The 21,390-nt window shown below is 71.9% G+C and carries 17 protein-coding genes; 10 read left to right on the plus strand and 7 right to left on the minus strand.

Features of this window, described 5'->3' with window-relative positions; genetic code table 11:
• Positions 1 to 75: 75 nt before the first annotated feature.
• Positions 76 to 1,017, minus strand: a complete 942-nt coding sequence (locus HNR40_RS50350) for a helix-turn-helix transcriptional regulator (protein ID WP_184975091.1) — start codon at positions 1,015 to 1,017, stop codon at positions 76 to 78.
• Between the two features lie 62 nt (positions 1,018 to 1,079).
• Between HNR40_RS50350 and HNR40_RS50355 the strand changes: the two genes are divergently transcribed.
• Positions 1,080 to 2,171: a winged helix DNA-binding domain-containing protein gene (locus HNR40_RS50355; protein WP_184975094.1), complete on the plus strand. Its 1,092-nt coding sequence runs from the start codon at positions 1,080 to 1,082 to the stop codon at positions 2,169 to 2,171.
• Positions 2,172 to 2,246: 75 nt separating this feature from the next.
• Positions 2,247 to 3,515, plus strand: coding sequence for an AI-2E family transporter (locus HNR40_RS50360; protein WP_184975097.1), 1,269 nt, complete (start codon positions 2,247 to 2,249; stop codon positions 3,513 to 3,515).
• Between the two features lie 96 nt (positions 3,516 to 3,611).
• Here HNR40_RS50360 and HNR40_RS50365 read toward each other — a convergent pair whose 3' ends face one another.
• A complete protein-coding gene (locus HNR40_RS50365; protein ID WP_246510814.1) occupies positions 3,612 to 5,321 on the minus strand; it encodes an ABC transporter ATP-binding protein in 1,710 nt (569 codons plus the stop codon).
• 695 nt (positions 5,322 to 6,016) lie between these two features.
• Positions 6,017 to 8,248 (minus strand): XRE family transcriptional regulator, encoded by a 2,232-nt coding sequence (locus HNR40_RS50370; protein WP_184975100.1) that lies wholly within the window; start codon positions 8,246 to 8,248, stop codon positions 6,017 to 6,019.
• A gap of 201 nt (positions 8,249 to 8,449) precedes the next feature.
• Here HNR40_RS50370 and HNR40_RS50375 point away from each other — a divergent pair, with 201 nt between their 5' ends.
• From HNR40_RS50375 to HNR40_RS50410, 8 genes are all read left to right on the plus strand, one after another.
• Complete coding sequence (locus tag HNR40_RS50375) at positions 8,450 to 9,013, plus strand: MauE/DoxX family redox-associated membrane protein (protein WP_184975105.1); 564 nt, start codon at positions 8,450 to 8,452, stop codon at positions 9,011 to 9,013.
• On the plus strand, positions 9,010 to 9,192 hold the full coding sequence (locus HNR40_RS50380; RefSeq protein WP_184975108.1) for a hypothetical protein: 183 nt from the start codon (positions 9,010 to 9,012) through the stop codon (positions 9,190 to 9,192). Before HNR40_RS50375 ends, HNR40_RS50380 begins: the two co-directional genes overlap by 4 nt.
• 315 nt (positions 9,193 to 9,507) lie before the next feature.
• Complete coding sequence (locus HNR40_RS50385) at positions 9,508 to 11,319, plus strand: asparagine synthase-related protein (RefSeq protein ID WP_184975111.1); 1,812 nt, start codon at positions 9,508 to 9,510, stop codon at positions 11,317 to 11,319.
• Positions 11,300 to 11,563, plus strand: coding sequence for a lasso peptide biosynthesis PqqD family chaperone (locus HNR40_RS50390; protein ID WP_184975114.1), 264 nt, complete (start codon positions 11,300 to 11,302; stop codon positions 11,561 to 11,563). Before HNR40_RS50385 ends, HNR40_RS50390 begins: the two co-directional genes overlap by 20 nt.
• Entirely contained in the window at positions 11,560 to 11,991 is a 432-nt protein-coding gene (locus HNR40_RS50395; protein ID WP_184975116.1) for a lasso peptide biosynthesis B2 protein, read from the plus strand. Before HNR40_RS50390 ends, HNR40_RS50395 begins: the two co-directional genes overlap by 4 nt.
• Positions 11,988 to 13,184: a cytochrome P450 gene (locus tag HNR40_RS50400; RefSeq protein WP_221341822.1), complete on the plus strand. Its 1,197-nt coding sequence runs from the start codon at positions 11,988 to 11,990 to the stop codon at positions 13,182 to 13,184. The genes HNR40_RS50395 and HNR40_RS50400 overlap by 4 nt, the downstream gene beginning before the upstream one ends.
• Positions 13,184 to 14,899: an ABC transporter ATP-binding protein gene (locus HNR40_RS50405; RefSeq protein WP_184975119.1), complete on the plus strand. Its 1,716-nt coding sequence runs from the start codon at positions 13,184 to 13,186 to the stop codon at positions 14,897 to 14,899. Before HNR40_RS50400 ends, HNR40_RS50405 begins: the two co-directional genes overlap by 1 nt.
• On the plus strand, positions 14,896 to 15,777 hold the full coding sequence (locus tag HNR40_RS50410; protein WP_184975122.1) for a YncE family protein: 882 nt from the start codon (positions 14,896 to 14,898) through the stop codon (positions 15,775 to 15,777). The genes HNR40_RS50405 and HNR40_RS50410 overlap by 4 nt, the downstream gene beginning before the upstream one ends.
• A gap of 22 nt (positions 15,778 to 15,799) precedes the next feature.
• Here HNR40_RS50410 and HNR40_RS50415 read toward each other — a convergent pair whose 3' ends face one another.
• From HNR40_RS50415 to HNR40_RS50430, 4 genes are all read right to left on the minus strand, one after another.
• On the minus strand, positions 15,800 to 17,875 hold the full coding sequence (locus HNR40_RS50415) for a DUF4132 domain-containing protein (protein WP_184975125.1): 2,076 nt from the start codon (positions 17,873 to 17,875) through the stop codon (positions 15,800 to 15,802).
• 75 nt (positions 17,876 to 17,950) lie between these two features.
• Positions 17,951 to 19,105 carry a phospholipase D-like domain-containing protein gene (locus tag HNR40_RS50420; protein WP_184975129.1) on the minus strand — a complete coding sequence of 385 codons (1,155 nt, stop codon included), beginning with the start codon at positions 19,103 to 19,105 and terminating at the stop codon, positions 17,951 to 17,953.
• Between the two features lie 467 nt (positions 19,106 to 19,572).
• Positions 19,573 to 20,868, minus strand: a complete 1,296-nt coding sequence (locus tag HNR40_RS50425; RefSeq protein WP_184975132.1) for a sigma-70 family RNA polymerase sigma factor — start codon at positions 20,866 to 20,868, stop codon at positions 19,573 to 19,575.
• Between the two features lie 169 nt (positions 20,869 to 21,037).
• On the minus strand, positions 21,038 to 21,343 hold the full coding sequence (locus HNR40_RS50430; protein ID WP_184975135.1) for a hypothetical protein: 306 nt from the start codon (positions 21,341 to 21,343) through the stop codon (positions 21,038 to 21,040).
• Positions 21,344 to 21,390: the final 47 nt, after the last annotated feature.

Raw genomic sequence — 21,390 nt, forward strand, 5'->3', positions numbered from 1 at the left:
GCCGATGAGCCCGCAGACTAAGGCGCTTTCCAGGGGATTGCCGCGCTCAGCAGAAATACCGGCCTCCGGGGTTCTTTATCCTGATGCTTTCGCATAACGGCGAGCGAGGTGGGCGAAGGCGTCCTTCAGTTCGAGCGGGCCGACCACCTCGATGTCGGCGTCGAACCGGCCGATGCTGGCGGCCAGGCCGGGCCAGGACCAGGAGCCGAGGATGAGCCGGCAGCGGTCCGGGCCGAGCTCCTCCACGACGCCGTCGCGGGCGAAGGGGGAGACGTCGGCGGCGGGGAGGCTGAGGATCACCTCGCCGCGGCACGGCCAGTCGCCCGAGCCGTCGACGCCCTGAAACCTCCCGGCCACGAACGCCGCCACGTCCCCCAGCTCGCGCGGGGTGAAGCGGGGGCCGGAAGGGGTGCGCGGGGTGACGCGGTCGGCGCGGAAGGTGCGCCAGTCGTCGCGGTCGAGATCCCAGGCGACCAGATACCAGCGCCCACCCCAGGTCAGCAGGTGATGCGGCTCCACCCGGCGCGGGGCCTCGGCGCCCGCGTAGTCGAAGCGCAGCACCTCGCGGGCGTGGACGGCGGCGCCGAGCACGGTCAGCACACCGCTGTCGGCCGGCGGATACAGGCGGGCCCGCTCGACGGTGGTGATCTGGAGCGTGTCGATGCGGCGGCGCAGGCGGGCGGGCATGACCTGCCGGACGGTGTTCAGCGCGCGGGCCGCCGCCTCCTCGATGCCGGCGCCGCTCGTGGCCGCGCTCTGCAGGGCGATGGCCAGCGCGACGGCCTGCTCGTCGTCGAACAGCAGCGGCGGCAGATCGGTGCCGGCGTCGAGCCGGTAGCCGCCGTCGGGGCCCTTCACGGCCGCGATCGGGTAGCCGAGCTCGCGCAGCCGGTCCACGTCCCTGCGCACGGTGCGCGGGCTGATCTCCAGCCGCTCGGCCAGCAGCGCTCCGGGCCAGTCGCGGCGTACCTGGAGCAGGGAGAGCAGCGACAGCAGCCGTGCCGACGTCTTGAGCATGACCTCTATCTTGCCCCGAGAAGAGGACACAAGCTGACCGCTTCTTCTGCGATCTTAGGGGGATGACCGTTCTCGGCACCCGCGCGCTCAACCGCGCGACCCTCGCCCGGCAGATGCTGCTCGACCGCGCCGGCCTGCCGGCCCTGGACGCCGTCGCGCACCTGTGCGGCCTGCAGGCGCAGGAGCCGCAGGAACCGTTCGTGGGGCTCTGGTCGCGGTTGCGGGCCTTCGATCCGGCCGAGCTGTCGGATCTGCTGGTACGGCGGAGCGTGGTCCGTACCCACCTGATGCGCAGGACCGTTCACCTGCTCACCGCCGATGACGTCCTGGCCTGGCGCCCCCGCCACGACGCCATGCTGCGCCAGCGGGTCCTCGGAACCTACCGCCGCGAGCTCACCGGCGTGGACCTGGACGAACTCGCCGCCGCCGGCCTGGCCGTCATGGCCGACGGCCAGGCGCGCTCGATGGCGGAGATCGCCCGCGCGGTGGCCGATCGGTGGCCCGAGCCGGGGACGCGGCCCCTGGGCGAGATGCTGGTGGCCGCGCTCATCCCGATGGTGCAGATGCCGCCGCGCGGGGTGTGGCGGACCAAGGGCGGCGTGCGCAACACGCTCCTTTCCACCTGGCTGGGCCGTGACGTCGTCCCATCGCCCCCGAACGGCGCCGACCCGGCCGGCGCGGCGCTGGTCAGGCGGTATCTGGCCGCCTACGGCCCCGCCGCCACGGCCGACGTGCGCGCCTGGAGCGGCCTGGCCGGACTGCCCGCGGCGGTGGCGTCGATCCGGGCGGAACTGGTCACCTTCCGCGACGAACGCGGCCGGGAACTCCTTGACCTCCCCGACGCCCCGCGCCCCGACCCGGACACGCCCGCGCCGGTGCGGTACCTGCCCGCCTTCGACAACGCGCTCCTCGGCTACGACGACCGCACCCGGATCGTCGACGACGCCCACCGGGGCCTGTCGGTCGCGGGCATGCGGGTCGTCCTGGCCGACGGCCGGGTGGCCGCGACCTGGACCGTCGAGTCCGGCGCGGTGACCGTCACCCCGTTGCGCGCCTTCTCCCGCGCCGAGCGGGCGGAGGTGGCCGAGCAGGGGCAGGCGCTGGCGTCGTTCCTGTCCGACGGTGAGAGCGACGAGGTGCGGATCTCCGCCTGATCTGGCGGGGTGCGGCCGGGACGGTAGGAGGCGGCCGGTGAGGGCAGATGTCGTCCCTCACGTTCAGGAGCCGCCATGACCGACGACCATCCCGCGCCCGACCCACCCCACCCCACCCGAAGCCCAGCCCACGCCCCCACCACAGGCCACACCCCCGCCTCAGGTCATGTTCCGGCTCATGGCCAGGACGCCGGCTCGGGCCATGTCCCTGCTTCGGGGCACGCCTCCGGGCAGGTGGCGGCCGGTGACCGTGATTCTTCCGGTTCTCATGGGCGGGATGAGTCCGTCGGGGGGACGCCGTTCGGGAAGCCGGGGCGGCCGTTCGGGAGCAGCCCGTTCACGTTCGGCTTCACCGCCGCGCTCGGCGTGCTGACCGCCTGGCTGCTGGTCCAGGCCCTGACCGCGGCCGCCTCGATGATCATCCTGATCGTCGTCTCGCTGTTCCTGGCCGTCGGTCTGGACCCCGCCGTGCGGAGGCTGCAAGATCGCGGCCTGCCGCGCTGGGCCGCGATCTCGGTGGTGTTCGCCGGCGTCATCGCCTTCTTCGCCGGGTTCGGCCTCGCGGTCGTACCGGCGCTGTCGCAGCAGGCGGGCCAGTTCATCGACCAGGTCCCCGCCTACGTCGAGCAACTGCAGAACAACCCCCAGATCCGCGACCTGGACCAGCGCTACGGCCTGCTGGAGCGCCTGCAGACCTACCTGACCAGCGGAGATCTCGGCAGGCAGGTGTTCGGCGGGCTGCTGGGCGTGGCCGGGGTGCTGGTCAGCGCGGTGTTCTCGGCGCTGACGGTGCTCATCCTCACGCTATACTTCCTGGCCTCGTTACGCTCGGTCACCCGCACCGGCTACCAGCTCGTCCCCAGGAGCCGCCGCGCCCGCGTGCAGCTGCTCGGCGACGAGATACTCAACCGGGTCGGCGGCTACGTGGCCGGCAATCTGATCATCTCGTTCATCGCCGGGGTGAGCAGCTTCTTCTTCCTGTCGATCGCGGGCGTGCCGTACGCGCTGCCGCTCGCGCTCATCGTCGCCATCACCGACCTGATCCCGCTGATCGGGGCCGGTATCGGCGCTTCGGTGGCCACGTTGGTGGCGTTGTTCGTCTCGCTGCCGGTGGCGATCGCCACGCTGGTGTTCTTCATCGTCTACCAGCAGATCGAGAACTACCTGATCGCGCCGAGGGTGATGAAATCGTCGGTCGACGTGCCCGCCGCCACCACGATCGTGGCCGCGCTCATCGGCGGCGCCCTGCTCGGCGTCGTGGGCGCGCTCCTGGCCATCCCGGTCGCCGCGGCCGTCCAGCTGATCGTCGGCGAGGTCGTCCTCCCACGACAGGAACACCACTGAGCACCCGGTGTCGGTCACCCTCTCGCCAGGCGAGCGTGAACGGGGTGAGGTTGTGTCGTGCCCGAGCCCGGGGCGGCCGTCCCGGGCTCGGGCGCGTCAGCGGCCCAGCCGCGACAGCGCGGGTGGCATGTGCTTGAGCCGGATCCGGTTGGAGCGCCGGACCGGTTCGAGCACGATCATCGCCGCGTCCGGCGGCACGTGCCGCAGGTCGTGGGTGATCAGGATGGTCGTGCGGCCCTCCATCAGCCGCCGCATCGGCTCCAGCACGCGTGCCGCCGTCGCCGCGTCCAGGCCGGTCATCGGCTCGTCCAGGACGAGCACCGGCGCGTTGCGCAGCAGGGCGCGCGCGATCGCGATGCGCTGGAGCTGCCCGCCGGACAGCAGCCGCCCGCGCTGCCCGAGCGGAGTGTCGTACTTGTCCGGCAGCCGGTTGATGAAGTCGTGCGCGTCGGCCAGCTTGGCGGCGGCCACGACCTCCTCGAAACTCGCCCCCGGCTTGCCGTAGGCGATGTTGTCGCGGGCTGTACCGGAGAAGAGCAGGTTCTCCTGCTGCAGGATCGTGATGTGGTCGCGCAGCGAGGCGCTGGTGATGTCACGGATGTCCGTGCCGTCCAGCAGGATCCGGCCGGTGGTGGGCTCGTAGAAGCGCAGCAGCAGCTTGGCCAGCGTCGACTTGCCCGCGCCGCTGGGGCCGGTGCAGACGATGGTCTGGCCGGGCTCGACGGTGAAGGTCAGTCCGGCCAGCGTCGGCCTGGTCCGGTTCGGGTAGGTGAAGCCCACCTGCTCGAATGTGATCCGGCCGGGCACGGGACCGGCCAGCGGCCGGGCGGCCGGGCTGTCGGTGACGCCGGGACGGGCCTTGAGCACTTCCATCACGCGGTCGGAGCCGGCCGCGGCCTCGGAGACGTTGAGCGCCAGTTCGCCCAGGTTCTGCACGGCGGGGTAGAGGAAGGCGAGGTACGCCGCGAACGCCAGCAGTCCACCGATCGTCAGGCGGCCGGCGGTGATCTCCCACGCGCCGAAGCCCAGGATGACGATCATGCAGATGGTCTCGAGCACCTGTACGGCGGGGCCGTACAGGCCGGACAGCCAGGCCTGTGACATGTTGGCCCGCAGCCAGGTCTCGCCCTGGCGGTGCAGGTGGCCCGCCTCGGCCTCCTGGCGGTTGTGGGCCTGCACCAGTGTCTGGTTGGACAGGCTCTCCTCGATGACGCTGTTCATCATGCCGTTGCTCTGCCGCTCGCGGGCCGCCGCGCCCCTGAACTTGGCCGCGAACAGCTTGGAGATGATGATGAACCCGGGAATGAGCGCGAAGGTGATCAGCGCCAGGTCCCAGCGGACGATGAACGCCGCGGTCGAGAACACGATCACGCTGATGACCGTCGTGAACGCCTTGACCAGACCGGACCCGACCAGCGTCTCGATGGCCTCGATGTCGTCGGTGAGCCGGGCCATCAGGTCGCCCAGGCGCCGGTTGTTGAAGAAGTCCGGGGTGAGCGTCTGGACGTGCGCGAACACGCGGTCACGCAGCTTCAGCAGGAAGCGCTCGGCGGCCAGCGCCGTGATGTAGGCGCCGCCGAAGGCGGCCAGGCCGGCGACCACCGCCAGGCCGAGCCAGCTGAGCGCCGGGGTCCAGAACGCCCCCAGATCCTGCCGGGCGAGCACCTCGTCGGTGATGACGGCGAACAGTCCGATGGCCGCGACCTCGCACAGCGCCGCCACGATGGCGAGCACGCCGCCGATGACGAACAGCCTGCGGACGCCGCGGGTGTCGGGCCAGAACTCGGCGAAGGTCTTGCGGATCATGACCGCGGGCGCGAGCTCCGGCCCGTGCGATCCCGATCGCGTCCCGGGCCGGGCGGAAAGGGAGAGCCGGCGGGAAACCCGCCGGCTCTTCCCAGTGGTGGTTACCACCACCACCTCCGCCGACCGCAACCGCAGCGGCGGCGACGACGGCAGCGTCTGCGACCGCCCCACCATCCGCCGCCGCCCCATCCCCAGTCATCCCAGTGACGCGTAGGGAAACCGACAGGAGTCATGATCCCCCTCCTTTGTGCGTGCACTCGCATGCGAGTGCTGCCTGTGCTGACAAATAGGACGCTAACACCCGAATCCCGGCATATCGGCCTTTAGGGGAGTATTTGGGCAGGGTTTGACGCGACGCCCGAGAGGCCGCGCTCGATAATCGGCCGCTCAATCCCGGAAAAACGTCAATCGTGCCTGTTCAGCGGGGTGTCGGAGGCCCGTGCCCGCCGGGCGGGAAGCCGCCGGGGTTGCCGCTTCAAGCTGTTTCGCGGCAGCCACGTTAAAGCGCAAATAAATAGAGGGGCCGATCTCTCACGAAAACGGCAACCTTTCCTATGTGAGCTTTCGCCGAAGTGCCGCTCACCTGGTAGTTTTTCGGTGTCGAGCCTTTCGTTTAGTCGGCAGGTCTGCTGGGCAGTGACGCGGTCCGCCGGGGTCGTCATGGGCGCGCCGGGACCTCGTGATCTTTCCTCCCTTTACTGTTGGCGGGTGCGCGCGGCCTTCAGTCCCGCGCTCGCCTCCGTCTGACCCCAGCGGTCGCCGCTCTGCCTGCTCAGCGTCAGGGCTCTGGTGAAGTGCCTGCGGGCCATCCCGGCATCGCCCACCTCGAGCCAGGTGGCTCCCAGAGCGGTGCGTACCGTGCTCTCGCTCAGCCGGTCGCCCAGCAGCCTGCTCAGCTCCAGCGCCCGCACCAGGTGGCGGCAGGCCAGCCCCGCCTCGCCCGCCTCCAGGTGCGCCAGCGCCACCCCGGTGCGCGCCTGGATCTCCCCCCACGGATCGGCCGTGCTCCTGCTCAGGGACAAGGCCTCCAGCAGGTACGGCATCGCCCGCTCGGGCCGGCCCAGCCTGCGCAGGCTGTCGCCCAGCCCGCTGAGCCCGCGGTTGCCCCCGACCGGGTCGTCCACCTCCCGGTAGAGCATGACGGCCAGCAGGAAGTGGTCGGCCGCCACCGCGTACTCGCCCGCGCGGTGGTGGATGTAGCCGAGGTGGGTCAGTGTCTTGGCCTGCCCGACCGGGTCGCCGTTCCAGCAGTCCAGCACCAGGGCCTGGTGGTGCAGCGAGATGGCGCCCTCCCGGTCGTCCGACAGCCAGTAGGCGACGCCGAGGTTCTTGAGCGTCTCGGCCTCGCCCTCACGGTCACCGAGCTGCTGCACGGCGCTCAGGGCCAGCCGGTGCGTGTGGATCCAGTCGCGCGGGTCGCCGCGCAGCAGGAAGAAGTGCCACAGCGAGCGGGCCAGCTGCCAGGTGTGCACGAGAAGGCCCGCCGCCGCGGCGCTCTCGATGGCGGCGATCAGGTTGGGCAGCTCACGCTCGATCCAGCAGATCGCCTCCTGGCGGTCGGCCAGGTGAAGGGCGGGGACGGCGGCCGGGCCCGAACGCGCGTTGGGCCGCCTGCTGGGCTCGATCAGCCCGGCGGCGTGGTCCGCGACGCGCAGGTAGTGCTCGACGATCCGGCCCAGCGCGGCCTGCCGCTGCTCCCGCGGCTCCTGCTCGGCCAGCACCGCCCGCGCGTAGTCGCGCACCAGGTCGTGGAAGCGGTAGCGGTCGGCCGACGGGCGCTGCAGCAGGTGCGCCTGGATGAGCTGCTCCAGCAGGGGCTCGGCGGCCTCGACCGGCTGGCCGGTCAGCGCGGCCGCGCCCGCGAGGTCCACGTCCACGCCGGGGATCTGGCCGAGCAGGCGGAACATCCTCCGGGCCGGTCCGCCGAGCTTGCCGTAGGAGGTGGCGAAGGCGGCGATGACGCTGCGGCTGCCCGCCTGTAACTCGGCCAGGCGCCGGTGCTCCTGGCGCAGCTTCTCGTTGAGGTGGCCGGGGGTCCAGGTCAGGCGGTGGCGTAACCGGGCGGTGACGATCCTGATGGCGAGGGGGAGGTAGCCGCACAGCCGTACCGTCTCCTCGGCGTCACCCAGGTCGGCGGGCGGGCCGGCGTCGGCGATCTTCATGAACATGGCCAGGGCGTCCTCGGCGCTGAGCTCGCCCAGCGTGATCGTGCCCGTGCCGTCCAGGTCCACCAGCCGGGCCCGGCTGGTGATCATCATCAGGGACGGCGTGGCCCCGGGTAACAACGGCATCACCTGCTCGGCGTCGACGGCGTTGTCCAGGACGATCAGCATGCGCCGCCTGGCCAGCGCCGAGCGCCACAGTGAGGCCCGCCGGCCGGCCTCGGCGGGAATGCCGTCCTCCGGCACCCCGGCGGCGCTCAGCAGCGCCTTCAGCGCGTCGGAGGCCGCCATCGGCGCGACGCCGGAGGTGTGCCCGAGCAGGTCGAGGAAGATCCGGCCGTCCGGATAGCCCTCCTTGAGCTGGTGCGCCGCGTGCAGGACGAGCGTCGTCTTGCCCACGCCCGCCATCCCGTCGACGGTCCAGACGCCGCTGGGCGTGCCGCCGGCCTTGAGCAGCGTGCCCAGCTCCTCCGCCCTGCCGGTGAAGTCGGCGATGTCGCGCGGCAGGTCGTCGTGCGGCAGTTCCTCGGGCGCGGGCTCGGGCTTGTGCTGTGGTACCTCCCGCGCCAGCCGCCACACCCCGCGCAGGATCTCCACCTCCTGCCGGTCGGCCCCCAGAGCGGTGGCCAGCCGCTCGACCAGCGCGGCGTCCTGCGGAAGCTGCTTGCCGGTGCAGAACCGGTGCACCGTCGAATGGCTCAGCTCCAGCCGTCGGCCCAGCGCCTGATAGCTGCGGCCGGAACGCTTTTTCCACGACTGCAGCATGAGCGCGAATTGTTGCCGTGCCTCAGATTCCGGCATCCGTCCCCCCGGTCATGACGGCCTCCGTCATTTCCCACCCTGCCATCCTGCGGATGACCGCGTGGCGGGATGAACCATGGCGAATGCCCAGCTCATCCCGCCCGGATTTCTCATCGCATCTCATTTCCCTGGTGAGACGGGCAAGACCGACGCAATGTCGGACCCGTGAGCGTCATAACGACTTCGTGGGAATCGCTCGGCGCGCCGGCGGTGCTGGCGGTGCGGATCGTCCTGGCCCTGCTGTTCGGCGTCGCGGGGGTGGGCAAGGTGATCAGGCCGGGCTCGGCCGCCCGCGCGGCGGTGCAGTTCCGGGTGATGCGCAAGGAGAGCGCCGTCTTCGCCGTCGGGCTCGGCGCGGTGGAACTGCTCACTGCGGTGGCGCTGCTGGGGCCGCCGCCGCCGCTGACCACCGTGGGGTGCGCGATGGCCGGCGTGCTGTCGCTGTGCTTCATCGCGATCTCGGTGCCGGCGCTGGCGCGCGGGGACCGCTTCGCCTGCGGGTGCCTGTTCGGGCAGGCGCACCTGTCCTGGGTGACGCCGGTGCGCGCGGCGGCCATGGCGGCCGGCGCGCTGGCCGCGCTGGTGGTGTACCTGACCGGGGCGCCCGCCGTACACGCGGGGGCGGTGGCGGACGCGCTCGGTCTGACGGTCCTGGTGATCGGCCTGCCCGCGGCCTTCGGGACCTACCTGACCGTCCAGTCGGCGCACAGGGAGAGGAGGCGGGCATGACCACGGTCCTGGTCTACGGGGCGCTGGTGTGGCTGCTGGTGCTGACGTTGCTGCTGGCCCGCATGCTCCGGTTGATGACCGGGATCGAGGCGCTGTCGCCCCACGGTCCCGCCCAGGTTCAGGATCCGGAGCCGGGACTCGACCGGATCGAAAGCCGAGCAGGAAAGGAGGTGAGCTGAATGCGTGTCTACGAACGTCCGGAAATCACGCTGGAAGGCGGATTCTCGGCCCTGACGAACGCCGGCTGTGGCTGTGTCTGGGAATGGCTTACCGACCGTCTCGACTGGTAGCGGAAACCTGGAGGTGAATGACATGCGCGTCTACGAACGCCCGGAGATCACGTTCGCCGGCGACTTCCACACCCTGACCAACGGGGGCTGCGGCGGCCCGCACTGGGAGTGGATCTACCCGAACTACTGCCGTTAACCGCCCATGAGGTACGGCAGGCGGCCACCGCACCGCCTGCCGTACCGCGACGGAGGGGGAGAGCGACCTTGTCCGCGACAGAAGACCCATGGTTCACCGTCCTGCCCGACCGGGAGGAGAGCACGGACGTGGCCCGGCGGATCCACGACACCTGCGGCGGCGCGCACGAGGTGAGTCACCCCTCCGGACGGCCGTGGCTCATCGGCCGCTGGCCGCCCGGCACGCTGACGGTCGGCAGGAGACCGGGCGCGGCGACGGCGGCCTTCGGCGAGCACGCCATGAGCGAGGCACAGCTGGCCGGAGGCGGGCTCGACCTGTCGGCTTCCGCTCTCGGCAGCGCGTATCTGCTGGTCTCGGAGGGCGGCCGGGTCCGGGTGCGGGGGACGGCCTCCGGGCTGCGCAGGGTGTACACCTGCCGGGTGAACGGGACGCCCGTCGCGGGGAACCGGGCGCTCGTGCTGGCCGGACTGGCCGGGGCCGCGCCGAACCCGGCCAGGCTCGCCACCCGGCTGCTGTTCGCCCACCCGCCGTGGCCGCTGAACTGGCTGCCGGTGTGGGACGGCGTCGACGCCGTGCCGCCCGGCCACGACGTCGTCCTCGACCAGCGCGGCGGCGTCACGCAGGCCCGCTGGTGGAGCTTCCCCGAGCCGCTGGAGCGCGAGGAGGCGGTCGCGGCGCTCAGGACCGCGCTGAGCGAGGCGGTCGCCCTGCGCGCGGGCCCCGGCCGCACGGTCGTCGCGCACCTGAGCGGCATGGACTCCTCGTCGGTCTGCTCCCTGGCCGCCCGCACCGGCGCCGACGTCGTGGCGCTGACCGCCGCCCAGCCCGACCCCATGGACGAGGACGTGCTGTGGGCTCAGCGCACCGCCGCCGCGCTGGCAGCCGAGGGACACCCGGTGCGGCACGAGATCATCTCCGCAGAGGAATGCCCGCTCGTCTACCACGACATGCTCGGCGCGCACGAACGCTTCGACGCGCCGTTCCTGCTGCTGCACCACCGCAGCCGGCTCATGCACATCCTGCGGCGCGGCCAGGCGTACGCGCCCGCCGCCCACCTGGTCGGGCTGGGCGGGGACGAGGCCGCCACGATGCTGCCCACCTGGCTGCCCACGCTGATCAGGCAGGCGCCGCTCACCGGGATGCGCCACCTGCTGACGGCCTCGGCCAAGAACCGCTGGCCGCTGCGGCGGACGCTGCGGCACCTGGTCACCGGCAGGGCGTACGACGGGTGGATGCGGGCCGCCGCCGGCCGCCTCGGGCGCGACGGGCACGGTGTGGACGGGCCCGCGCTGGGGTGGGATCTGCCGCCGACGATGCCCGCGTGGGCGACGCCGTACGCGGTGGAGCTGGCCGCCGGTGAGCTGCGCGAGGCGGCCGAGCGCCACCCGCCGCTGGCCGGGGGGCGCGGCGCGCACCACAACCTCGCCGCGATCCACGGCGGCTGCCAGATGGTCGGCGACTTCCAGCAGATCGCCGCCGCCCGGGGCATCACCATGTCCGCGCCGTTCTTCGACGACCGGGTCGTCGAGGCGGCGCTGGCCGCCCGGCCCGGAGACCGCTACGACCCGGCCAGGTACAAGCCGGTGCTGGCCGACGCCATGCGCGGCATCGTGCCCGAGGTGACGCTGGGCCGTACCACGAAGTCGGAGACCTCCGCCAGCGCGGTCATGGGCAGCAGGAAGCACCGCGACCAGATCATGGCCCTCGCCGAGGACAGCCTCCTGGGCGAGCTCGGCCTTATCGACCAGGACCTCTTCCGCGCCACCTGCAGAGGGCCGATCGACGTGCTGACCCAGCACCGCCGCATCGAGCCCACGCTGGCGTGCGAGATGTGGCTGCGCACCGTGAAGGAGGACGAGCGTGTACGCGCTGGCGCCTGACATCTCCGCCGTCGACACCGACTACGGCATAGCCCTGCTCCACCAGGTACGCGGCGAGTACTGGAGCCTCAACCCCACCGGGGCGATCGTGCTGCGCTCCGCGCTGGAGTCCGGCGACCCCGGGCACGCCGTCGACCGGCTCGTGGCCGCCTTCGACGTGGACGGCGGCGAAGCAGCCCAGGACGTCGCCCACCTCATGGACAGCCTCGTGACCATGGGCATCCTCGTGCGGAGGCCGGCATGAGCGTCGACCCCACGATGGCCCTGGCGCCGCGGGCGTACCCGCCGCTGGAGCGCTGGCGCGCCCGCCTGGCCGTGCTGGCGGCGAAGGCGCTGGCCAGGCGCTCGCCGAGCACCATCGTCAAGGTGCTGAGCCGGATCAGCACCGGCACCCGCCCGGCCACCTACGCCGAGGCCAGCCGGGCCCGCGAGGTGGTCACCCGCACCAGCAGGGCGTGCGCGAGCCCGAAGGGCTGCCTGCCCCGCTCGATCGCGACCGCGCTGCTGTGCAGGTCGCGGGGGAGCTGGCCGACCTGGTGCGCGGGCGTGCGGGTGCTGCCGCCGTTCGGCGCGCACGCCTGGGTCCTGGCCGAGGGCCGGCCCGTCGACGAGCCCGCGCCGCCGGGCTACCACCGCGTCCTGCTGCAGGTGCCACGGGAGGCCACCCCATGAGCGAACTGCCCGAGATCCCGATGCCACGCGGCTGCCCCTACCGCCCGCCGCCGGGCTACGACCGCCTGCGCGAGCACGGTCCGCTGGCCCGCGCCGTCCTGCGCGACGGCACCCCCGTATGGGTGGTGACCGGATACGCGCAGGCGCGTGCGCTGCTGGCCGACCCGCGGATGTCGTCGGACGCCCTGCACCCGGGCCACCCGCACCTGGCGCGGGAGAAGGGCGCGCCGCCGACGGACCCGGAGCGCAAGAAACCGGCGCTGAGCTTCGTGGAGATGGACGACCCGCTGCACGCCGAGCACCGGCGGATGGTCATCCCGCACTTCAGCCTGCGCCGTGTGCGCGAGCTGCGCCCGCACCTGCGCTCGCTGGCCGACGGGCTGATCACGGCGATGATCGACGCGGGACCGCCCGCCGACATGGTGAGCGCCCTGGCCGCGCCGCTGCCCGCGCTGACGCTCTGCGCGGTGCTCGGCGTGCCGCCCGAGGACCGGGCCCTCTTCACCGAGCACCTGCGCTGGCCCACGCTCCTCGACCCGGCCACCGGCCCGCCGTTCCGGGTGGTCTACGACCTGCTCGCCCGGCTCCTGCGCGACAAGGCGGCCCGGCCGGGCGACGACGTGCTCTCCGCCCTGGCCCGCCGGGTCGCGGACGGCGAGCTGAGCGAACGGCAGGCCCGGGAGATGGCCGCCATGCTGGTCGTCGCCGGGCACGAGACCACCGCCAACTCGCTCGCGCTGAGCGTGCTCATGCTGCTGACCAGGCCGGGCGGGCTGAAGGCGCTCACCGCGGCCACGATGCCCCAGGCCGTCGACGAACTCCTGCGCCACGCCAGCGTCGCCGACCCGCTGCCGAGGGTCGCCACCGCCGACATCCCGCTCGGCGACGAGCTGATCAGGGAGGGCGACGGCGTCGTCGTGCTGCTGGCCGCCGCCAACCACGACGCCGCGGCCTTCCCCGCCCCCGGCGACCTCGACCTGGGCCGCCACGCCGCCCGCCACCTGACCTTCGGCCACGGCCCGCACCAGTGCCTGGGCAACAACCTGGCCAGAGCCGAGCTGGAGACCGCGCTCAGCGCGCTGCTCACCCGCCTGCCCACGCTGCGGCTGGCCGAGCCCGCCGAAAGCCTGCCGGTCAAACCCGCGCTGTCCCTGCAGGGCGTCACCCGCCTGCCCGTCACCTGGGGGCCGTGATGGCCGCCTGGCGGACCCTCCTGTCCCAGGTACGCCCGCACCGGGGCCGGATCATCGCCGGAGGCCTGCTCGGCCTGGCCGGCGGCGCGGCGGGCCTGATCCAGCCGGTCGCCGCCAAGATGGTCACCGAAGACCTCCTGGCCGGAACCCCGGTGCTCAGCACGCTCGCCATGCTCACCTCGCTGCTCGTCGTCGGCGCCGTGCTGTCGGCCTGCGGCCGCTACGTGCTGGAGGTCGCCGGCGAGAACGTCGTGCGCGCCGCCCGCGACCGGCTCACCGAGCGCGTCTTCCGCCTGCGCCTGGCCGACTTCGACCGGCTCGAACCCGGCGACCTCATGTCCAGGCTCACCGCCGACATCACCCTGCTGCGCTCGGCCACCACCAACGCCGTCGTCACCGGAGCCACCGGCCTGGTGCTCGGCGTCGGCGCGCTCGCGCTCATGGCCACCACCGACCTGGTGCTGCTCGGCGCCACCGCCGCGGTCCTGGCGCTCACGCTGGCCGGGATGGCGCTGGTCATGCCGCGCGTCTCGGCCGCCACCCAGCGCACCCAGGCCGCCGTCGGGCTGCTCGGCGCGATCGTGGAGCGCGTGCTCGGCGCCTACCGGACCGTCAAGGCCAGCGGCGGCGAGCGCCGCGAGAGCGCGCGGGCCGCGCAGGCATCGGGTACGGCATGGCGGCACGCGATCACCGCCGCCCGCTGGCAGTCGGCGACCGGCGTGGCCGGAACCCTGTCGACCCAGGTCACCTTCCTCGTCGTGCTCGGCCTGGGCGGCCTGCGGGTGAGCCAGGGCACGCTGACCCTGCCCTCGATGATCATGTTCCTGTTCTGCCTCATGTATCTGTCGGGCCCGATCGGGCAGATCCTGTCGGCGTTCACGCAGGTGCAGGTGGGGCTGGCGGCGGTCCGCCGCATGCAGGAGGTCGACCGGCTGCCCGCCGAGCCCCTGGAGGCTCCCGGTGACCCGGGCGGCGACGGTGCCTCGGTCCGGTTCCGCGGGGTGCGCTTCGGCTATGGCGGCGCGGTCGTACTGGAGAACGTGGACATCAGCGTCGCGCCCAGGACCATGACCGCCGTCGTGGGCCCGTCGGGAGCGGGCAAGAGCACGCTGTTCGGCCTGCTGGAGCGCTTCTACGACGTCGAGGACGGCGCCGTCGAGGTGGCCGGGCGCGACGTGCGGGACTGGCCGCTGGCCGAGCTGCGGGCCGCCATCGGCTACGTCGAGCAGGACGCGCCCATCCTCGCCGGGACGCTGCGCGACAACCTGCGCTACGCCGCGCCCGACGCCACCGACGAGCAGATCCACGAGGTGCTGGCGCGGGCCCGGCTCACGCCCCTGCTCGACCAGCTGCCCCAGGGCCTCGACACGCCGGTCGGCCACCGCGGCACCACGCTGTCCGGCGGGCAGCGCCAGCGGATCGCGGTCGCCCGCGCCCTGCTGCGCCGTCCCCGGCTGCTGCTGCTCGACGAGATCACCTCCCAGCTCGACGCCGCCTCCGAGCAGGCCCTGCGGCAGGCGGTCGAGGAGATCGCCGCCACCACCACCGTCATCGTGATCGCCCACCGGCTGTCCACCGTGGTCAACGCCGACACCATCATCGTCCTGGAGGAGGGCAGAGTGCGCGCCGCCGGAACCCACCGGGAACTGCTCATGGCCGACGACCTCTACCGCGACCTCGCGGCCGGTCAGCTGCTGCCCACGGCGATCTCATGAACGAACGCATCTACGTGGCCGGCCCCGACACCTCGTCCGTGGCCGTGCTCGACGCCGTCACCCTCGAACACCTGGCGAGCGTCGGGGCGGGGGCGCGGCCGTACGCGCCGGCGCTGGCGGGCGAGCGCCTGTACGTCACCGACTTCGGAGGGCGCAGCGTCACCGTCATCAGCACCGCCACCCTGGCCGTCGTGGGCCGCATCCCCGTCGGCGACCACCCCGGCGGCATCGTCATCGACCCCGCGGGCCGCCACGCCTACGTCACCAACTACCAGAGCAGCGACGTGTCCGTGATCGACCTGCGGCGCGACACCGTGACCGGCACCATCGCCGTCGGCCGCAACGCCGCCGCCCCGGCGCTGGCGGGCGAGCGCCTGTACGTGACCAACTTCGAGAGCCACGACCTGTCCGTGATCGACACGGCTGCGGGCGAGGTGATCGCCACCGTCCCCGTCGGCCCCCACCCCAACGGCGTCGCCGTGACCCGCGACGGCGCCCACGTCTACGTCACCACCACCGGCGCCAACCTGCCCGGCCAGGACAACGACGTGCTGGTCCTGGACGCGGCCACGCTGGAGGAGGTCGCCACCGTCCGCGTCGAGTCCGGCCCCTACGGCATCGCCGCCTCGCCCGGCCACGACCGCGTCTACGTCACCCACTACTACAGCAGGAGCGTCATCGGCATCGACACCGTGACCAGGCGGATCGTCTCCCGTACCGAGGTCGGCGAAAGCCCCGAGGCGCTCACCCTGTCCCCGAAGGGAACCCGCCTGTACGTCTGCAGCACCCGCGCCCACCTGGTCTCCGCCATCGACACCGCCACCGGCCAGATCGTCGCCACCGCCCCGGTACGCCGCCCCGCCGGGGTGGCCGCCTAGCACCTCGCGACGTCGCCGGTGTTCAGGGTGCCAGAATCTGCCGGGTGATGGTGGGGTCGGTGATGGCGGTGTCGCGGGCCAGCAGGAACGCCTTGCTGAGGATGAGCGCCAGCTTGCCGTCCTCCTCGAAAGGCAGGAACAGCCCGGCGTGCGGGTCGTCGGCGGAGACCACGCACAGGTAGGCGTCGTTGGGCTCCATCAGGATGTTCGCCGACCCCAGATGGATCTTGTAGGTGCGCAGATCCCCCCTGACCACCAGGAACCGATCGGTCAGCGTGCACCGGCCGGCGATCGCCGTACGCCCGATCAGCCGCTCCAGCGCGTCCCGGCGGACCTCGGCGGTCGGCGTCAGCGGCCCGAACGAGCCGCTGCGCCAGTAGTCCCGCAGACGTTCCGGCCCATCCTCGGCCCACCGTTGTTCGGTCGTGATCGAGGCGACGGCCACGAACAGGTCGACGTCGCGCAGCGCCTCGCTGAACACCAGCGGCGGCACCTCCGTCAACAGCGCGTCCCGCCACTTCCCCTCGGCCTGCCGCTGGAAGGACACCCGGGAGGTGCCGGCATAGGCCTCGGTGTACAGGCCGTGCTCCAGGCTCGCCCGCCACCGCCCGCCCGCCAGCGTGCGCCGGGCCTCGCCGTCGCCGCCGCCGTCCCACCGACCCAGGAACTCCGCCCGCCAGCCGCGCTGCTTGAACAGCGCGTACAGCTTGCGGTAGTCGACCACGTGCCCGGCGAACCGGTGGGAGTGGGTCCCGCTCGCCTCCTCCGCGGGCGTGAGCGGATAGACCTCCCTGAAGGCCTGCTTGAACGGCTGCCGCAGCTCCTTGCCCAGCACCACGTCCCGCCATTCCCGCACCTCGTCGGCGCTCGCGCGGGCCGGATGCCACAGCCGCACCGGCACGTCGGGCACGCCCATCCCCAGCTCGGCCCGCCACACGCCCGGCGCGACCTCGAACTCCCAGATCAGCTGCCCGGCAACGGCATGCCCCTCCAGCCGGCGGTAAGGCGGCGCCGTCTCACCCGCTTGCCCTGTGTGTCCGCTTTCCTGGCTGGCGTGTACGGCCTCCTGACCTGTGTATCCGGCTTCCAGTGCCCTCACCAGGGTGGCTCGTTGGGCGGCGGCCTGCTGGGTCAGCTCGCGCAGCCGCTTGACCTCGCCGGGATGCTCCCTCTTGACCACCGCCGGGACCGCCTTGAGCTTCTTGTCCCCGTGCCACCAGGACAGCTCGACCGCGCCGTCGGTGGAGATCACCGCCGTGTGCTCGCCCACGGTCTGGCGTACGCGGCCGTCGGGCAGCCGGAACGCCACCTCCAGCCGCTCGGCCAGCGCGGGCTCGATGCGCTTGAACATGCGGTCGAGCTGCTTGGGCACCCCGGCGTGCCGGATGGCCCGGCGGGCGGCGCGCAGCGCGGAGATCGCCTCGGGCGTCGGGTGCTCCTCCACCGCGCGGGCGATCTCGAACAGCACCGCCTGCGAGGGCAGGGTCCTGGCCTGGGTGGGCGCCACCGCGACCCCGAGCAGCAGCGGCTCCAGCAGTTCGGGCAGCCACGGTTCGTCGCGGTGGAGCGCGACCCGGGCGGCCCGTCCGATGCTCCCCTTCTCCCCGTCGGCGAACGCCTGGTCCGCCTGGTAGGCGATCTCCCCGGCCTGGATCGCCGCGACGCGGTCCCGCGCCGCCTCCAGCGTCTCGCGGGCGAAGTCCGGATAGCCGGGTAGCCCGCAGAGCCACGCGGTCACGCCCTGGGGCGGCTCGTCCCGCATCACCTCGGCGAACAGCGCCCGCCGCTCCACGTCCCAGCCGAGCACCAGGTCGAACTCGGCCAGCGCGATCGGCCCCTGCTCCCGGCCGAGCCGGTCTCGCACCTCGCCGTCCATGCCCGCCAGCCCAGCCGCCACCAGCGCGGAGAACGGCGCGTACACCGGGATCGTGTCCGGCAGCAGGAACCCGGCCAGCTCGCGCGCGGGCGCGACCAGCCGCTCCGGCGCCACCCCGACCAGCCCGGTGCTCAGCTGGGAGGTCACGGGCCAGTAGGAGGAGTCGTTGGCGGACCCGGTGATGAGCGCGAACAGGCGCTGGGCGAGGGGGGAGAGCTGCATGGCGAGGGGTTCCCGTCCGCGTGGGATCTTGGCAGTGGTGCGCCATCTATAGCAGCGGCGGGCGACAGAACGCGCTCAGGGTTTGCCGATGAAACGTTCCCCGGCGGCCTCGATGCGCTCGATCTCGGTGCGGAAGAAGCGGGCCAGCTCCGCGCAGGCGGCGGGATCGACCGGTCCTCCTTCACGTTTGGGCAGGTCCGGGTAGGGGCTGCCGAGGACGAAGATGTTCTCGTCGTTGAAGTTGTTGGCCGGGGCGGTGTAGTTGAAGGACCCGGCGATGACGACGGCCTCGTCGATGACCATGAGCTTGTGGTGCAGCTTGCCGAAGGCGGCGCTGCGCTTGGGAAAGTACAGCTCGATGTGGGCGCGGTCGAGGTCGTGGGTGGCGGCCCAGGACTGGGCGCCCTGGCCGGGGTCCATGACGCCGGTGACGGTCCGCTTGGCCGCGGCCAGCGCGATCATGGCGTCGTCGATGCCCGAGGAGCCGGAGAAGGTGAAGATCGCGAAGTCGACTCGTTTGGCCGCCTTGAGCATCTGCTTCATGATCTCCAGCTCGGGCGCGTGATCGGGCGCGAACAGGATCTTGACCGGCACGCCGTTGAGATTGAACGCCATGGGCACCTTGCCGTGGGCGCCGCGGCCGAACTGTCCGGCGCGCATCTGGGCGAACTCGGTGGTGTACTCGCGGCAGACCCGGGCGTCGTTGAAGATCACGATGTGGTTGAGGTTGCGGTGGCAGTCGGTGCCGGTGAAGTTCGCCGAGCCGGACAGGATCGCGGAGCTGGGCAGGGGGCGTTCGCGGAAGTCGCGGATGATGAACTTCTGGTGGAAGATCGCCGGGTTGTAGTCGGCCTTCACGTCCACGTTGCAGCGCAGCAGCGCGGCGAGGATCTTCCGGTTGGGCTCCAGGCTCTTGGCGCCGCTCTCCTGGCCCCACTGCACACGCAGGCGGGCGGCGGCCTCGTCCTCGCCTGCCTTCGGGGCGATGTTCGGGAGCTTGGCGGAGATCAGGTAGTCCTGCTCCAGGACCATGCGGACGTCGACGCCGCGGAATCGGGCGTCGAGGATGGCCTGGGCGATGGGCTCGGAGTCGAGCTCCTGCACGGCGATGTCCAGGAAACGCTTGGCACCGCCGATGAAGTCGATGATCACCTGTTCGAGGTTGTCGGCAGCGCCCAGTTCGGTGGGCCCGACAAATGCCTCGATCTTGCCTCCGGCAAAGACGGTCATATCGTAAGTATCACACTACGGAACGTGGGCATCTCCCCTGGTGCCACCCCCAAATACCCAACCCATCCTCAATCCCTCAACCCCGCCTCCAACCCCGCCCCGGGGACCTGCCCAGACCCTCGGACCCGCCCCGGACCCCGCCTTGGACCTCGGACCCGCGCCGGGTCCCGCCTCGCCCCTGCCTCGGGCCTCGGACCTTGCCTCGCGGGCCGGTCCCGGACCCCCTCAGCCCCGGATCTCGGAGTGCCCCCTGGCTCACGCCACCGCCGGGGGGTGGGCGGACGAGACCAGGTCGGTGGCGGCTCCAAGGTGCTCAGCCAAAATGCGGTCAAGCGGCTCACCTGGCAGTTCGGGCATATGGCGTCTGGGCAGGCCGTCAACTCGGGGCGGGCATCGGGATGGCGCGGCTTGCCGTACCGGAAAGGGAAAAGCCCGGCACCGTGGGGTGCCGGGCGTTTCGGGGTGGGTCAGCTGGCCCAGTCCAGGAGGGGGCGCGTGTTGCTGGGGTGGCGGAGCTTGGACAGCGACTCCTTCTCCAGCTGGCGGATCCGCTCGCGGGTCAGGCCGAGGTGCTTGCCGATCTCGTCCAGGGTGTGCGGCTTGCCGTCCACCAGGCCGAACCGCAGCGCCATGATCTTGGACTCGCGCGGCGAGAGGTTGTCGAGCACGCCGCGCAGCTGGTCACCCAGCAGCTGGCGGTCGACGATCTCGGAGGCCTCGGGCGAGTCGACGTCCTCGATGAGGTCGCCGATCGTGGTCTCGCCGTCCTCGCCGATCGTGGCGTTGAGGGAGATGGGCTGGCGGCTGGTGCGCAGCAGTTCCTCGATCTGGTCGGGCGTCTTGTCGAGCTCGACGGCCAGTTCCTCAGGCGTGGGCTCGCGGCCGAGACGCTGGTGCATGTCGCGCTCGATCCGCGACAGCTTCGACAGCATCTCCAGCACGTGGACGGGCAGCCGGATCGTGCGGGCGGAGTCGGCGAAGCCACGCTGGATGGCCTGGCGAATCCACCACATGGCGTAGGTGGAGAACTTGAAGCCCTTGGTGTAGTCGAACTTCTCCACGGCGCGGATCAGCCCGAGGTTGCCCTCCTGGACGACGTCCAGCAGCGACATGCCGCGGTCGGTGTACTTCTTGGCCACCGACACCACCAGGCGCAGGTTGGCCTCCAGCATGTGGTCCTTGGCCTGCCGGCCGTCCTCGATGACCAGTTCCAGGTCCGCGCGCTTCGCGGCGGAGCAGTTCTGGTCGCAGTCGAGCTTGTACTCGGCGTACAGCCCGGCTTCGATGCGCCTGGCCAGCTCTACCTCCTGGGCGGCGGTCAGCAGCGTGCGGCGGCCGATCGACTTGAGGTAGGTGTGCACGGAGTCGCCCATGACGGACTGGTTGTCGTCGAGGTCGAGCGGTTCCTGCTCCAGCTCGGTGTCCTCGTCGGACATCGTCGCCTCGTCCGGCTCATCGTCGGAGGAAGCGGTCTCGGCCTTCTTGGGCTTCGGCTCGGCGCTCTTCTTGGCCGCGGCCGTCTTTCTGGCGGTGGTCTTCTTGGCGGCCGGAGCCTTCTTGGTCAGGGCGGGCTCGTTCTCCGCGGCCAGGCTCACCCCGGCCTCGGTCAGCTCGCGCAGGATGGAACGGCCCTCGGTGGGGCTGATGCCGGCCAGCGCGAACGCGTCGCGCAGTTCCGAAAGAGAAAGGTGACCCTGAGCTCGCCCTCGGTCAAGGAGCTGGTCGAGGGTCGCGGGCGGGGCCGCCACGGCGGTTCTGGGCATGAGGACACCTCCTCCATACGGAGTCGAAGCGATCAGGCAGTTTGTGGTGGGGCGGTGTGGCCGCTCGACGCACCAGTATCAATAACGTCATTCGCCGCCATTTGTTCCCGGACCCGGCAAAAAAGGGCGGACCGCGGCGAATGCGATCCACCCCACACCCTGCGGGAATTCACTCCGCGAGTTCGAACTCTCCGGGCTTCAGCTCGACCTCGGGCATCGGCATCGGTTCCGCGCCCTCCATGCGCTCCTCGGTCCAGTGTTCCAGGACCTTGGAGGGGTCGGGGTTGATGTCGTGGGAGACCACGATGCCGTCGGTCGGGGTGGGCGTGGGCGTGGTCTTCTCGACCTCCGCCCGGGTCTCTCCCCGGGCCTGGTCGACCCGGCCCGCCGAGGCGGCTGCCGCGACTGTGGCGCCACCGACGAGGATCACGCCGACGGCCGCCGCGGACGCCCACATCTTGCGGGTCTGGTTCATGAAGCGCTCCCTCTTTCTCTCGCCACCTATGACGCAGCCCGGCCGCG

Source organism: Nonomuraea endophytica (assembly GCF_014203235.1).
GTDB classification, from domain to species: Bacteria; Actinomycetota; Actinomycetes; order Streptosporangiales; family Streptosporangiaceae; genus Nonomuraea; species Nonomuraea endophytica.

Coding starts and splice junctions, on each gene's coding strand:
- HNR40_RS50350 (WP_184975091.1), bottom strand. CDS start 1,017: ATGCTCAAGACGTCGGCACGGCTGCTGTCGCTGCTCTCCCTGCTCCAG.
- HNR40_RS50355 (WP_184975094.1), top strand. CDS start 1,080: ATGACCGTTCTCGGCACCCGCGCGCTCAACCGCGCGACCCTCGCCCGG.
- HNR40_RS50360 (WP_184975097.1), top strand. CDS start 2,247: ATGACCGACGACCATCCCGCGCCCGACCCACCCCACCCCACCCGAAGC.
- HNR40_RS50365 (WP_246510814.1), bottom strand. CDS start 5,321: ATGATCCGCAAGACCTTCGCCGAGTTCTGGCCCGACACCCGCGGCGTC.
- HNR40_RS50370 (WP_184975100.1), bottom strand. CDS start 8,248: ATGCTGCAGTCGTGGAAAAAGCGTTCCGGCCGCAGCTATCAGGCGCTG.
- HNR40_RS50380 (WP_184975108.1), top strand. CDS start 9,010: ATGACCACGGTCCTGGTCTACGGGGCGCTGGTGTGGCTGCTGGTGCTG.
- HNR40_RS50395 (WP_184975116.1), top strand. CDS start 11,560: ATGAGCGTCGACCCCACGATGGCCCTGGCGCCGCGGGCGTACCCGCCG.
- HNR40_RS50400 (WP_221341822.1), top strand. CDS start 11,988: ATGAGCGAACTGCCCGAGATCCCGATGCCACGCGGCTGCCCCTACCGC.
- HNR40_RS50405 (WP_184975119.1), top strand. CDS start 13,184: ATGGCCGCCTGGCGGACCCTCCTGTCCCAGGTACGCCCGCACCGGGGC.
- HNR40_RS50410 (WP_184975122.1), top strand. CDS start 14,896: ATGAACGAACGCATCTACGTGGCCGGCCCCGACACCTCGTCCGTGGCC.
- HNR40_RS50415 (WP_184975125.1), bottom strand. CDS start 17,875: ATGCAGCTCTCCCCCCTCGCCCAGCGCCTGTTCGCGCTCATCACCGGG.
- HNR40_RS50420 (WP_184975129.1), bottom strand. CDS start 19,105: ATGACCGTCTTTGCCGGAGGCAAGATCGAGGCATTTGTCGGGCCCACC.
- HNR40_RS50425 (WP_184975132.1), bottom strand. CDS start 20,868: ATGCCCAGAACCGCCGTGGCGGCCCCGCCCGCGACCCTCGACCAGCTC.
- HNR40_RS50430 (WP_184975135.1), bottom strand. CDS start 21,343: ATGAACCAGACCCGCAAGATGTGGGCGTCCGCGGCGGCCGTCGGCGTG.